Here is a 13,607-nt window from a genome sequence, read left to right as displayed (position 1 = left end):
GCCACAGACAAGCGAGCTGCACATGGATTTCGCCCGTTTCAAAGTGCTGACCTTCGACATCGTCGGCACCTGCATCGATTTTGAAAAGGGCGTCCTCGACGCCGTGCGCCGCATCGGGGGCACGGCGGCCGCCGGGCTTTCCGATGACGACATCTTCGGGCCGTACATGGCCGGCCGGGACCTCAATTACGGGCGTTCCAGCGAGGCGTTCGTTGAAGTCTATCTGCATATCGCCAGGGAACTCGGCCTTCCGGCGACGCCCCAGGCGGCGCGGGATTTCCAGCTTTCGGTACTGGAATGGCCGGCCTTTGACGATTCCGCCGAAGCGCTTGCCCGCCTCCGCACCCGGTTCCGCCTGGTTGCCATGACCAATGCGGACCGCACCGCCTACAGCGCCTACAATCACCGGCTCGGCCTGCCGTTCAACGACGCGGTGACCTGCGACGAGACGCTATGCGCCAAGCCGGATCCGCGTTTCTTCGACTACAACCGGGGCCGCCAGTCGGCCTTCGGTTATTCCCGGGACGAGATCCTGCACGTCGCCCAGAGCCAGCACCACGACATCGGCGTTGCCCGCGAGCTCGGCTATACCGTGTGCTGGATCGAGCGCCGCCACGACCAGCCGGGCTACGGCGCCTCGCCGGAGCCGAAGGCGTTCACCGAACCGGACCTCAGGCTGCCGAGCCTCGGGGCTCTGGCCGACACGATCTTCGGAGCGCCATGATGGACCTGCCGTCGCCACCGAAGTCGCTCTGGCGCGAGATGGCGCCGGCGGCAGAGGACACTCCCGCGCCGCAGGGAAACATCTCCTGCGACGTCGCGGTTGTCGGCGGCGGCTTTACCGGACTTCATGCAGCCCACGCCTTCGCCGATGCCGGCCTCAGTGTCGCGATCTTCGAGGCCGGCCCGGTCGGGCTCGGCGGCAGCGGGCGCAATGGCGGCGTGGTCTCGGCGAAGTTCCGGCGCGGCTTTGCAGAGCTTGCCAAATCCCACGGGCTGGACACCGCCCGGCGCATGCACGGCATCGCCAATGCCAGCGTCGACCACCTGATCGCCACCATCGAGCGGTTCGACCTCCAAGAGGCCGGGTTCCGGCGCGTCGGCGCGTTGAAATGCGCACACACCGAGGCCGCCTTCGACCACGCCCGCGAGGAGGCCGAGTGGTTGGAGAAAACCCTCGGCGAGACCGGACTCCATGTGCTGGATCGCGGGGCCGTTGTCGAAGAAACGGGCTGCGACGGCTTCGTCGGTGGTATCCTTCAAGACCGCGCCGGTGCCCTTCAACCCCTCGCCTATCTCCAGGGGCTCTGGGCGGCAGCGCGGGCGCGCGGCATCGACATTTATTCCCGCACGCCGGTCACCGACATTTCCGAGACGGGCGCGGGCGTCCGGCTGCGTATCCCCGGCGGCGAAGTCTTGGCCGGCCAGGCCTTCGTCGCCACCAACGCCTATTCTTCATTGACCGGCGCAACCCGCCGGCTGGCGCACAGCCTGGTGCCGTTCCGAAGCTCCATCGTTGCAACGGCAAAGCTTCCCGTTGACCTCAACGCCCGCCTGCTGACGCACGAGCGCAGCTATACCGAGACCCGGCGCATGATGCGCTGGTTCCGCAAGGTCGACGGACGGATCATCTTCGGCGGCCGCGGCGCGCTCGGGCATGTGGAGTCGCCCGCCGCCCTCCGCCGGCTGGAACAGGCGATGCGAACGATCTTCCCGATGCTCGGCGACGTCGCCGTCGACTATCGCTGGTCGGGATATGTGGCGCTCTCCATGGACGGGCTGCCGATGGCGGGCATGCTCTCCGACCGGATCGGCTACGCCGCCGGCTTCAACGGGGCGGGCGTTGCCATGTCCGGCTATGTGGGAGACCAGGTCGCGCAACTCATGACCGGACGACCGCACGAGCTTGCCTTGATCGCCCGAGCCTCCCTGCTGGCGGTCCCGTTCTACGCGTTCCGATCCATCGGCGTTCGCGCCGTGACGTTTTCCTACGAGCTGATGGACGCCGCCGGGCTATAGATCCGGCCTCGCGCGTCGCCCTAATACCCCTCCATCTCGTGCGGCTGGAAGCCGTTGGACTGGTCGAAGGCCTTGCCGAGAACCGTCTTCAGGAGATGGTTCATGGTCGCCCGGTCGTTGTCGAAGCCGCCATGGGTCCTGGCATCGCTCGCCTTCTTCTGGCGGCCGGCATAGACCTCGTCGAGGTTCGATACCTGCCCGGTGCCACCGGCAAAGATCTCCATGCCGAGGAGTGGCTGGCCGGCGGGGACCTCCATCGACGGACGGACGATGTCCTCAAAGGCGCTGGAGACCAGATAGAGCAGCGAGCGGCCATAGAGCGGGCCGACCGTGTCGTCCTCCTCGCGGCTGTCAATCAGGCGATAGACAGTCGCCTTCTTTACATGATCGGCCTTGGACGTCTTGCCGATGCGCGGCCTGATCAGGTTGTCGAACAGCTCGGTGGTACAGGCCGGCGCCATCAGGCTGAGGCTGGCGACCGGCGGGCCCTTGATCTTCATGGACGGGATCGCGTCGAGCAGGTGGCCGTGCAGGATCGAACCGGCGCTGTGGCCGACGAGGTGGATGCCGAACGGCTTTTTCAGGTCCGCATTCATGCCGAGGAAGAGCTGCATCACCTGGTAGCCGCCGCCGCCCGGCAGGAAGCTGCGGCGGGCGTCCTCCTTCATCTGGCGCCAGACGGCGCGGCCGATGGGGCGAGCGAGCTTTTCGAACAGCCGGTCCCTGAACTCCTCGAACGAGCCGACGCGTTCGGCAGAGGTCCGGTAGGCGCCGGCAAGGGCGTCGAGCAACTCGTCGGTAAAGCCGGTGCCCCACATAAAATGGATGGGGTAGATCCGGTTGCGCTTGAACACCTCCTTCATGGCGTGGATGCGCCGGGCGGAATCGTCCTGGGTGTTGAGCCCGCCATGGGCGTAGAACAGGATATGGTCGTAAGTGCGCCTTGCCGCGGTGGTCTGCGCCCCCTGTCGGGCAAGAAACTCCGCCGTTTCCGTCAGGCTCTCCAGGGGCGTCGCGTAGCGGCCCGTCTCGACCAGCGCCGCATCGTCGATATTGGCGAAATGGCCGACGATCTCGCAGCGCTTCGGCGGCGACGCCTTGCCGCTGCCGCCGACACCGGCCTCGCGGGCGACAGCGGCCTTGACGAGGTCGAAGGCCTTTGGCGTCGGCACGGAAAGTCGCAACACCCAGGCGTCCATGACATTGGCGGCCCAATCCCGATAGGACCAGTGGGCAATGCCCGGCCGGCCTTCGAAGCCGCCCCAGTCGTCGCCCCAGGAATTCTGGATCAGGAAGCCTTCCGCGTCATAGCCGACGATCGCGAAGGCATGGCCGCCGGTCTGAAGCGCCGAGGGCACGATCCGGCCGTCCCGGGGTTTTTCCCAGCCGCGATGGACGCGGGCCGAACAATAGATCGCCCGGACCTCGTTGAGCGCGACGTGGTAGTCGATGATTTCCGGGTGCAGCCGGAAATAGGCGCCAAGACCGACATGGCGCGCGGCCTCGGCCTGCTGCTTGGTCAGCGTCCAACTGGTCGCGCCGGGATGGTACGGGGCCAGGTCCTCGCCGCAGACGCCGTTGTGGAAGAAGCCCTTCAGCGCGCCGCGAATGCTTGAACCGGAATAGGCCTCGCCCTCCCACTCGTCGTGGAGCTTTGCCATCTCGTAGAGCATGCGCGGGCTGACCCGGCGCGGCAGGTATTCGCCACCGGCCTGGCGCCGAAAGCCGTTGAGGTGATTGATAACGGCAGCAAGGCCGAAGCCGGTGCAGGCCCCTTCCTGGCCCTGGTCGAGGACCTCGACGCGCTTGGGCGGATCGAGCTTCAACTTCAGGTCGATAAGTGCGGGCACGTAAAACCGGTCACGCAGGTCCGGCGGATCGGGCTTCACGTCGACGACCCGGTCTCCCATGGTCGGCGACAGGGTGCGGCCGTCCTCCGCCAGGGTCCGCGCTTTCTGGCCAGCAGGCCTCGCCAGGGCCACCGGCGGCATCGGTTCGTTATTGTCCTGCATGGTCTCCTCCCGGGCGTTCTCCCCCTTTTTCGGCGGGGGAGTTTCACAACCAAGAGTACATCTTTCGCGGCCGTCCGACCACGCGCTGCAGCGCCCCTGCACGAAATATTGAAGACGGCGCATCGACTTCGCGCCCGGATCCGACCGTCCCGACGCCGCCAAAAGAAGCTTATAACTACGGCGTAAATCACGTCGCAAGAAAGTATCGAAACGGACCCCTTTCGTATTATTTGAATTCAGGCACAAGAACCAGACAAGCGGTCACGATGACTCCGAACTTTCAGACTTTCTTAACTTCGGATACTTAAAAGTGGAGGCATATTTTTGTACGGGGCCTGAAAATGCTTCTTATCTTCCGCAACATGTCGATCAAGACAAAGCTCGCGCTCGGTGCCGCAGCGACGATCCTTCTGACGGTCATCATCGCCGCTGCCGGCATCTACAGCGTCAGCTCGCTGGGCGGCTCGGTCTATGCCGGTCGCGGACTGACCAATGCGCTTGCCGGCATGGACACGGTCAGCCGGCTGAAGGCGCAGTTCATCTCTCACCCCGACGACGCGATCGCCAAGAAGGTGACGGCGACCTTGGACGGCGTGAGGGGCGGGTTGAGGGAGACCTCGTCGGGCGATGCGGAAGTCGATACGGCGCTCGCCGCCCTCGATAGCTTCGCCGGATCGTTTGCAGCGCTCGTCAGCGCCGTGCACGAAATCGAGAACAATTCGGAGGAAATGACGCAATCGGCAGCGGCGCTGCGCGATACCGGCACCAAGATCAAGACCGACGCCAAGCAGATGGAAACGGAGCTCCGGAACCGCCAGGCCAGCCAGCGCGCGGTGGTCGACCGGACCCAGTCGCTGGCCATCGTCGCCAGCGAGGCGACGGAAGCCGCGCTGAAGACGCTCCTCACCTATTCGGCTTTCTTCCAGACCAACAAGGCCGCCGACCGCGAAGCGGCGGAAGCGGATTTCAAGATCCTGAAGGAAAAGGCAGCGACCCTTTACGGGGCTTCGGTGTCGCCGGAGGCCGACGCGGCCGCGGCCGCATTGAAGGCCAGCGTCACCAAAGCCGAGACAACCCTCGCCGATCAGATGGAATCACTTGAAGGTGCAAGCGGCTTTTCCGTCCGGCTCGAGGCCCGCAGGCGCGCGCGCGCCGCGCTCGGCGTCATCTCCGGCGATACGGAAAAGTTGCGGCTTGCCTATTTCGCCTTCGTCGACCAGACCCGCGCCGAGATGGCAACGATCGACCAGGAGGCCCGCGGCGCGATGTCCCGCGCCCATGTGGGCGAGACCTTCGCCAATGCCGCATTGACGGCCAGCAGTGGCGTCTGGGCGTTCCGGGCGGAGCCGACCGAGGCGCACCGCGAGGCGCTCGACAACACGCTCGGCCTTTTGAAAGGCCTTGGCGGCGCCATCAAGGCGATGACCAAGGTCGATGTCGGCCCGGTCACGGACTCCTTCGAAGCCTCGCTTGCCGCCCTTACCGCCTCTCGCCAGAAGCTCGATGCGGCCCTTGAAAAGGCCGACGAGCAGGAAGAGATCGTCTCGACCATGATCGCCCGGCTCGCCAACCGCAATGCCGTCGGTGCGACGGAGACCGCCGGCAACGCGAGCACGCTGATCGGTGCGGTCGCGCTCTTTGCGCTGGTCTTTACCGCCGCGCTGATGGGCGCCCTGTGGCTCTTGATCGGACGGCCGGTGTCGTCGCTCACCGCGGTGACGCGCCGGGTCGCGGAAGGCGATCTCGACGTCGAGGTCGGCAATGACGGCCGCAAGGACGAGGTCGGCCAACTCATGCGGGCGATCGGCACGTTCCGGGAAAACGCGGTGGAAAACCGCCGCCTGTCGGCGGAGCAGCACCAGAACCACCTTGCCGGCGAGCAGCGCCAGCAGGCGGTCGACCGACTGATCGCCGACTTCCGCGTCGAGATGCAGGAGGTGCTCGCCTCCGTCGCGGTCAACGCCGACCAGATGCAGCGCTCGGCCGAAACCCTCAACGGCGTCGCGGAATCGACGTCGCGCCAGGCATCCTCGGCGACGATGTCTTCCCAGGACGCCTCCCAGAATGTGCAGACCGTCGCCGCGGCGGCCGAAGAGCTTACCGCCTCGATCGCCGAAATCGCCCGTCAGGTGTCGACCACCACCGGCATCGTCCAGACCGCCACCAACAATGCGGCGGCGACCTCAGAGAAGATCCGCTCCCTGTCGGAGGCCTCCCAGAAGATCGGCGAGGTCGTCAACCTGATCTCCGAGATCGCCGAACAGACCAACCTCCTCGCCCTCAACGCCACCATCGAGGCGGCCCATGCCGGCGAACAGGGCCGCGGCTTTGCCGTCGTCGCCTCCGAGGTCAAGGCGCTCGCCACCCAGACCGCCAAAGCGACCCAGGAAATCTCCGAGCAGATCGCCGGCATCCAGGCGTCCACCACCGAGGCCGTCGAAGCGATCACGCAGATCTCCGAGACCATGGTCGACGTCAACACCTACACCGCCTCGATCGCCTCGGCCGTCGAGGAGCAGGGCTCGGCGACGAGCGAGATCTCGCGCAACGCCCAGCAGGCCGCGGACGGCACCCGCACGGTGTCGCAGAGCCTCGACGAGGTGTCCTCGGCAACGACCAAGACCAACGAATCCGCCAACCAGGTGCTGGCCGCCTCTAGCGAGGTCGACCAGCAGGCCGAACGGCTGAAAACCGCCGTCGACCGCTTCCTCGACGGCGTCGCGGCGGCTTGAGTCTCTTGCGTTCAGGCGCCACGCGAGGCTTGACGGCGCATGGGCGCCGACGCGCGGTCGCGCTTGCGACGCCTGGCGGCGGCTTGAGTCTCTTGCGTTCAGGCGCCACGCGAGGCTTGACGGCGCATGGCGCCGGCGCGCGGTCGCGCTTGCGACGCCTGACGCGTCGAGGGCGTGAGCTTCTGGCGCTCAAGCGCCGCGCGCGGGACGAAATACGGTCGTCATCGCGAGGAGCCGCAGGCGACGCGGCGATCCAGGGGCCGCCGGCTCGGTGCAAGTCGCACTGGATTGCCGCACTCGCTACGCTCATTCGCAACGACGGCAACTTCTCCTGAGAAAAATCTCTCCTTGCGACGCTTGGTGCGCAAGCCCCTGCCTTCAGGCGGGCACCTCGACCTCGACCCATTCATTGAGCGCGATGAAGTGGCTCTTGGGATCGCCGCAGACGTGGCAGATCCAGTCGTCGGGCAGGTCCTCGAAGGCAACGCCGGGCGGGATCGGGTTGGCTTCGTCGATGATGTTGATGTCGCCGAGGGACGGATCGTAGATGTAGGGATCGCAGTCCTGGTTGGTGCAGCGCCATTTCTGCAGCCGAACGGTCTTCGTCGGCGCGCTCGCGCGTGATCGCCGACTGCCGGCGACAGCGGCGAAAAACGCCGCCAGGCCGGCCAGAAAGTGCCGGCGTGTCAGTCCCTGAAGCATGGCTCCCCTCTTACTGTCGGCCACCCTTGAACCGGCCGGATAGCGGGCCGGCGGCAAGACGGGTCCCGCCGCCGGCAATCCTTTGAAAAAAATCAGCCGATCAGGCCGCCGTCCTCGCGGGTCACGGCGATGATGGCCGAACGCGGAACGGCATCGCCGCCCTCCGGCCAGTGGCTGTCGCCGCGCTCACCGGGGTGCTGGATGCCGACCAGCATGGTGCGGCGGTCCGGGGTCCAGGTGAGGCCGGTGACCTCGCATTCCTTGGGGCCGACCAGGAAGCGGCGGATTTCTCCGGTCACCGGATCGCCGGCCAGCATCTGGTTGTTGCCCTGGCCGTCAAAATCCTTGGCGTTGGAGTAGTTGCCGTCGGTCTGGATCCACAGCACGCCGTTCGAATCGAACTGCAGGCCGTCCGGCGAGTTGAACATGTTGTCCCTGGTGACGTTGTCCGAGCCGCCATAGGCGTCGGAATGGACCGTCGGATTACCGGCGAGGACGAACAGGTCCCACTTGAAGCCCTCGGCGGTGTGGTCGCCATTGTCCGGGCGCCAGCGCACGATCTGGCCGTAATTGTTGGCCTCGCGCGGGTTCGGGCCGCCGACCGGCGTCTCGTCGCCGCCGGCATTCGGCTTGACGCCGCGGTTCTTGTTGTTGGTCAGCGCCATGTAGACTTCCGGGGCGTTCGGGTTGGCCGAGATCCACTCCGGACGGTCCATGGTGGTGGCTCCGACCTTGGAGGCGGCCTGGCGGGTATGGATGCAGACCTCCGCCTGGCTCGCCATGCCGGTGGTCTCCGGCGTCAGCGCCACCCACTTGCCGGTGCCGTCGTCGCTGAAGACCGCCACATAGAGCGTGCCGTCGTCGAGCAGAGCATCGGTGTCGGCGCCCGGCGCAAAGACACCGTTGGAGACGTAGCGGTAGGCGAACTCGCCGCGCTCGTCGTCGCCGAGATAGATGACGATGCGGCCGTCATTGTTGACGACGCATTCGGCGTTCTCGTGCTTGAAGCGGCCGAGGGCGGTGCGCTTCTTCGGCGTGGAATTCGGATCGCGGGGGTCGATCTCGACGACGTAGCCGGCGCGGTTCGGCTCGTTCGGATGCTTGGAGACGTCGTAGCGCTCGTCGATCCTGGCCCAGCCATAGCCCCAGTCGGCGGCCGAGATGCCATAGCGCTTCAGTTCCGGGGTCGGCTCCCAGCCTTCGGCGGAGGCCGAGAAGTAGCCGTTGAAGTTCTCCTCGCAGGTGAGATACGTGCCCCACGGGGTCGGGCCCGAGCCGCAGTTGTTCCAGGTGCCGAGCGAGGTCGTACCAGTGGGATCGGCGTCGGTCTTCAGGAGGTCATGGCCGGCGGCCGGGCCGGAGAAGGACATTTCGCTCTTCGGCGTGATGCGGCGATTGTACGGGCTGTCCTTGACGATGCCCCAAATGCCGTCCTTCGGCGCGATTTCGACGATCGAGATACCGTGGGCCATCATGCCCTTGGCGATGTCGTCGTCGGTCTCGGCCTTGCCGCCCTCGCGGTTGCCCCAGATGATGTCGGTGTTGGTGTACTCGTTGTTGACGACGAGGATGGTGCGGCCGTCGATCGAATAGGTCTGCATGCCGTCGGTGTTGTCGCCGAAGGCGCGGGCCTGGGTCTCGGCGCTGCCGCGGGTGGCGTGGTCGAAGTCGGCGACGTCGGACCACAGCGGATCGCCCCAGCGCACCAGCACCTCGGCCTTGTAGCCCTCCGGCACCGTGATCGCGTCTTCGGTATTGGTGGGGATCTGGGAAAAGGCGAAGCGGTCGGAGGCGGCGCGGGCGCCGGCCGGCACCAGCGAGCCGAGCGCGGCGAAGCTGCCGAAGGCCATGACGCCGGTCATCAGGCCGCGGCGGGAGATGGCAGTGTCGACGATGCGGTCGAAATCGCACGCATCGGGCCGCGGGTTGTTGATCTCGTCGAACTCGTCGAAGGTCGGCTTGTTGTCGTTGGTGGAAGACATTCCTCAGCTCCTGTTGAAGGTCGTGTTCCGTCATGTGACCGAAGGCACGTCCCGACCGCGCACGGCAGCCCGTGCCGGACCGATGCCGCTTGGCACCGTCCCCCGGGGCTTTGGCCGCCCGATGCGGGTGAACGCTCTGTGGATGTCTCCTAAATGGCGCATTCAAAGGTTTCATGACATTGGAATGAAAATAATTCCGAATGGCCGAAAAATCTCTCAAGTCACTGATTTTCAATTATCTAATTCCCGCAAGACATTGCATACATTGAAATTGGGTAGTGCCGGCGTAGCAAAAAAGCGCAAGGGTCAGTACCGGCTTGGACGCAACATGGGTTGGGGCAAGAGGACAGCCTGCGGCCTCCAACCTGGCCCCGCCGACGCCGGTCCAATCGCTGTCCGTCCTGGGCTATCCTTGCCGCCATGACCCAGCTTCACCTTGCGATTCTCTGCACCACCCTTGCCGGCGCGATGATCCCGCTCGGCGCCTGGCTCGCCGTCGTCGAGCGCATCCGGCCGAACTGGCTGGAGGAGGAGTTCCGGCACACCGTCATCGCCTTCGGCGGCGGCGTGCTGCTCGCCGCGATTTCTTTCGTGCTGGTGCCGGAGGGGATCGACAAGCTGCCGGCGGCCGCCTCGGTGGCGGCGTTCGCGGCGGGCGGGCTCGGCTTTTTCTGGCTCGACCGGATGATCTCCGGCAATGGCGGCGGCTCCAAGGCGCAACTCGTCGCCATGGTCTCCGATTTCCTGCCCGAGGCGCTCGCCCTCGGCGCGCTGTTCGCCAGCGGCGACCCCACGGGGCCGCTGCTCGCCGCATTGATCGGCCTGCAGAATCTGCCGGAGGGCTTCAATGCCTATCGCGAAGTCGTCGCCGGCAGCGGCAAGTCGCCCAAGACCATCCTCAGGGCGTTCGCCGCGGTGGCGCTGGTCGGACCCGTGGCCGCCATCCTCGGCCACGTCTATCTCACCAGCCTGCCGGAGCTCACCGGCTTCGTCATGCTGTTTGCGGGCGGCGGCATCCTCTACCTGATCTTCCAGGACATCGCCGTCCAGGCCCACCTTGAGCAGCGCTGGGCGCCCTCGCTCGGCGCCGTTGGCGGCTATCTGGTCGGGCTGATCGGCCATCTGATGGTGCATTGACCTGCGCCGCCCTGTCGGCGAAGGTCGGTCCAACCACGGATTGCGACCAATGGCGGCATGAGATTTGCGCCAAATTCCCCCTATCTATTAGGGAGGGCGGACGCAGCATTGCGGGCCGGCACCGGGAACCGGAGACGGTTGGTCCCGTTGCTGCAAAGGAGCCGGAAGAAGGGATACCCCTTTTTCGCAAAACGGCCGAACCGCCCGGCGGGAAAACGTTCAAGACGAAGGGGAGTAACCCATGACGCGCGTCAGCTACCTGGAAAACCTGAAACGGCATATGGAAGGCGTGGAGCGCGATATGCAGGCGGCCCGCCAGAAGATCGAGAGCGGTGCGGCCGTCGACAAGGTGTCGGCGAGCGGCGAGCTGGCGGCCCTTGAGGCGCAGCACCGCGAACTGATGGAGCGGATGGACCACGCCATCGAGCACCATTCGGACGAATGGTCGCCGCTGCATACCGAGTTCCAACGCGACGTCGATGCGCTGACGGATTCCCTGGAGCGCTGGATCGACCACTATCCCGGCGCCCGGGTCGTCGAGCGGGAATAGCCGCATCCCGCGCTCCTGAAAATCCCTGCCGGCGATCCGCCCGGATTGCCGGCCCTGATGTTGTCATCCCCCGAAACGCATTCTCTTTCTTGCATGTAATTGCCCGGACGGTCTAGGCTGACCGAACGGGGGCGCCTGTGCGCTGCCCGCAAAGGCCGTACGCAAGAAGCGGCTGCGATCCAACAGGGGGAAATGCCATGAACCGATTCATCGCGGCCGCTACGGCGGCGCTCGTTGCTGCCGGCGTCGCGCTGCCTGCCACAGCCCAGGACAATGCCGGGGACGAAGCGACCGTCAGCCACAAATCGCTGACGCTGGAGACCGCGCTCGATCTGGCTGAGGCCGCGCTCGCCCATTGCCGGGAGGCGGGCTACCAGGTCGCGGTCAGCGTCGTCGACCGCGGCGGCAACCAACAGGTTTCCCTGCGCGACCGCTTCGCCGGCCCGCACACGCCCGACACCTCGTTCCGCAAGGCCTGGACCGCCGTCAGCTTCCGTACCGACACGCTGGAACTGGCCAAAACGACGGAATCCGGTACCTCCTGGGCCGTGCGCAACGTCACGATGGCGCTGCCGCTCGGCGGCGGGGTGATGATCCGCGACGGCGACGGCAGCATGCTCGGTGCCGTCGGCGTTTCCGGAGCGCCCAACGGCGAGGCCGACGAGGGCTGCGGCAAGGCCGGCATCGCCGCGATCGCGGATAGAATCGCTTTTTGAGTCGGACGGGCATTGACCGGCAGGGTTTCGACAACCGCCAAAACCCTGCCGGTCAATGCCCTTTCAGGGGAGTTCCAACCGGTCAGGCCGCGCCGAAGAAGGCTTGCTGCCGGCCGCGCACGCCGACGGTGTCGGCGACGAGGAGGCCGCCGGGGCCGGTTTCGCTTGCCCTGGTCGTCACGAACAGGCGGTCGAGGGCCGGGCCGCCGAAGGCCGGCTTGGTCGGGTCGAGCGCCGGCACCGGGAACTCGGCAACGACCGTGCCGTCGGGGGCGAGCCGGTAGACGACGCCGCCGGTGATGCCGGCGAGCCAGTAGTTGCCGTCCGCATCGAGGGCCGCGCCGTCCGGCCGGCCGGTGGCCCCGAACATGTCGAGGAACACCTCACGCTCGCCGAGGGCGCCGCTTTCCATGTCGAGATCCGCGGTCCAGACGGTCTGGATGTCGGCATTGGAGTCCGAGACGTAGAGGCGGCCGTGCGCACCGTCCACGGCAAGGCCGTTCGGCGTCATCAGGCCGGTGATGACGGGGGTCATCGTCAGGTCAGGATCGATCCGGTAGAGCACGCCCTCGGGACGGCGCTCGCCCATGGTCATGGTGCCGGCCCAGAGGCGGCCGCGGTCGTCCGTCGTCGCATCGTTGAAGCGCATGCCCGGCGCATCGAGGGCAAGGAGGCGCGTGAAGCCTCCGTCCTCCTCGGCAAAGCTGAAGAGACCCGTCTCCATGCCGACGACGATGCCGCCCTTCATGGTCGGGGCGACGAAGCCGGGCGTTTCCGGCGTTGCCCAGACGGCGGTCTTGCCGCTGTCGGCGTCGGTCCGCATGAGCCGCTTGCCGTCGATGTCGACCCACCAGATGCAGTTTTCCGCCTCCAGCCAGACCGGGCTCTCGCCGAGCTCCGCCGGTTCCGACGCAAGCGTCTTGAAGGTTACGGCCATGTCTCACCCCTTGTTTCTTGAAAACATTTTACGGCCGGCCTTCGTGAACGGCCTTCCTGAGGAAAATGCCGCAGCCACGACGGCGGTTCCGCACAGAAAGAAGGCACCGCTGTTCGCTCACTCGGGCGTCGGCGCCCGGCGATAGTAGGCAATGAGGGCCGCGATGTCGCCGGCCGACATGGGCTGGGCGAGCGCGGTGGAGGCGTCGCCCCTGATGCCATTGTAGAAGCGCGGCAGCAGCCTTTGCTCCGGCATGGTCTTTGCCATCTGAAAGAGATTGGGGATCGGCAGCCAGTCCGGGTTCTCGCCGCCCTCGTGGCACGAAATACAATAGGCCTCGTGGAGGGTTTCGCCGAACCTTGCGGCTTCCTCGGCGTCGGCAGGTGGGCGCAGTCCTGCAGCGTCGAAGGGATAGGCCTCGGAGAGGCGCGCGAGAACTGCGATGGCCGCCGGCCAATCGGCCTCTGCCAAGGCCGCACGCAGGGCCGAAACATCTTCGGAGCGCCGGTCGCCGTCCGCTTTTCTGAGAAGGATCGGCAGGTAACTGGCGGCGCCCCGCACGCGGGCGGCAAGGGCGTCCCGCTGGCGCTCCGTCAGCGCTTCGCCCGCGACCAGCTTTTCGGCATCGTCCCGCATGACGACGAGTTCGGCCGCGACGCGGCGCATGTCATCGCCGAGCGGGCCTTCAGCCTCCGCCCGATCCGGCCAAAGAAGAGCCGCGGCGATCAAGACCGCCGCGGCCAGAAACGTTCCGGCGAAACGCGTTTTCACAAACTCATTCCCAACAGGCGATGCGACTGGACCGGCCCGTTGTCATTGC

The 13,607-nt window shown here is 66.3% G+C and carries 11 protein-coding genes; 6 read left to right on the top strand and 5 right to left on the bottom strand.

The window, feature by feature from the left end; genetic code table 11:
- Nucleotides 1–22 precede the first annotated feature (22 nt).
- Nucleotides 23–724, top strand: coding sequence for an HAD-IA family hydrolase (locus tag CH339_RS02050; protein ID WP_111432612.1), 702 nt, complete (start codon nucleotides 23–25; stop codon nucleotides 722–724).
- Entirely contained in the window at nucleotides 721–2,019 is a 1,299-nt protein-coding gene (locus tag CH339_RS02045; protein ID WP_244668927.1) for an NAD(P)/FAD-dependent oxidoreductase, read from the top strand. Before CH339_RS02050 ends, CH339_RS02045 begins: the two co-directional genes overlap by 4 nt.
- A gap of 20 nt (nucleotides 2,020–2,039) precedes the next feature.
- Here the strand turns inward: CH339_RS02045 and CH339_RS02040 are convergent, their stop codons facing one another.
- Nucleotides 2,040–4,031: a C1 family peptidase gene (locus CH339_RS02040; RefSeq protein WP_170138364.1), complete on the bottom strand. Its 1,992-nt coding sequence runs from the start codon at nucleotides 4,029–4,031 to the stop codon at nucleotides 2,040–2,042.
- A 341-nt stretch (nucleotides 4,032–4,372) separates the two neighbouring features.
- Here CH339_RS02040 and CH339_RS02035 point away from each other — a divergent pair, with 341 nt between their 5' ends.
- Nucleotides 4,373–6,763 carry a methyl-accepting chemotaxis protein gene (locus CH339_RS02035; RefSeq protein ID WP_111432609.1) on the top strand — a complete coding sequence of 797 codons (2,391 nt, stop codon included), beginning with the start codon at nucleotides 4,373–4,375 and terminating at the stop codon, nucleotides 6,761–6,763.
- Nucleotides 6,764–7,141: 378 nt separating this feature from the next.
- Here the strand turns inward: CH339_RS02035 and CH339_RS02030 are convergent, their stop codons facing one another.
- Entirely contained in the window at nucleotides 7,142–7,465 is a 324-nt protein-coding gene (locus tag CH339_RS02030; protein ID WP_170138363.1) for a rubredoxin, read from the bottom strand.
- A 92-nt stretch (nucleotides 7,466–7,557) separates the two neighbouring features.
- Nucleotides 7,558–9,447, bottom strand: coding sequence for a PhoX family protein (locus CH339_RS02025; protein ID WP_111432608.1), 1,890 nt, complete (start codon nucleotides 9,445–9,447; stop codon nucleotides 7,558–7,560).
- 420 nt (nucleotides 9,448–9,867) lie between these two features.
- Here CH339_RS02025 and CH339_RS02020 point away from each other — a divergent pair, with 420 nt between their 5' ends.
- The 3 genes from CH339_RS02020 to CH339_RS02010 all read left to right on the top strand — a co-directional run bounded on the left by CH339_RS02020 (nucleotide 9,868) and on the right by CH339_RS02010 (nucleotide 11,850).
- Nucleotides 9,868–10,584, top strand: coding sequence for a ZIP family metal transporter (locus CH339_RS02020; protein ID WP_111432607.1), 717 nt, complete (start codon nucleotides 9,868–9,870; stop codon nucleotides 10,582–10,584).
- A 241-nt stretch (nucleotides 10,585–10,825) separates the two neighbouring features.
- Nucleotides 10,826–11,134: a hypothetical protein gene (locus tag CH339_RS02015; RefSeq protein WP_111432606.1), complete on the top strand. Its 309-nt coding sequence runs from the start codon at nucleotides 10,826–10,828 to the stop codon at nucleotides 11,132–11,134.
- Nucleotides 11,135–11,331: 197 nt separating this feature from the next.
- Nucleotides 11,332–11,850, top strand: coding sequence for a GlcG/HbpS family heme-binding protein (locus CH339_RS02010; RefSeq protein ID WP_111432605.1), 519 nt, complete (start codon nucleotides 11,332–11,334; stop codon nucleotides 11,848–11,850).
- Between the two features lie 82 nt (nucleotides 11,851–11,932).
- Here the strand turns inward: CH339_RS02010 and CH339_RS02005 are convergent, their stop codons facing one another.
- Together CH339_RS02005 and CH339_RS02000 are read right to left on the bottom strand one after the other, a co-directional pair.
- Complete coding sequence (locus tag CH339_RS02005; protein WP_111432604.1) at nucleotides 11,933–12,787, bottom strand: SMP-30/gluconolactonase/LRE family protein; 855 nt, start codon at nucleotides 12,785–12,787, stop codon at nucleotides 11,933–11,935.
- A gap of 117 nt (nucleotides 12,788–12,904) precedes the next feature.
- Nucleotides 12,905–13,558 (bottom strand): c-type cytochrome, encoded by a 654-nt coding sequence (locus CH339_RS02000; protein WP_111432603.1) that lies wholly within the window; start codon nucleotides 13,556–13,558, stop codon nucleotides 12,905–12,907.
- Between the last annotated feature and the right edge of the window lie 49 nt (nucleotides 13,559–13,607).

This window comes from Rhodobium orientis, assembly GCF_003258835.1.
Taxonomy (GTDB): domain Bacteria; phylum Pseudomonadota; class Alphaproteobacteria; order Rhizobiales; family Rhodobiaceae; genus Rhodobium; species Rhodobium orientis.
Note: the sequence above shows the minus strand (reverse complement) of the source record. Positions and strands in the feature narration are given on the sequence as shown.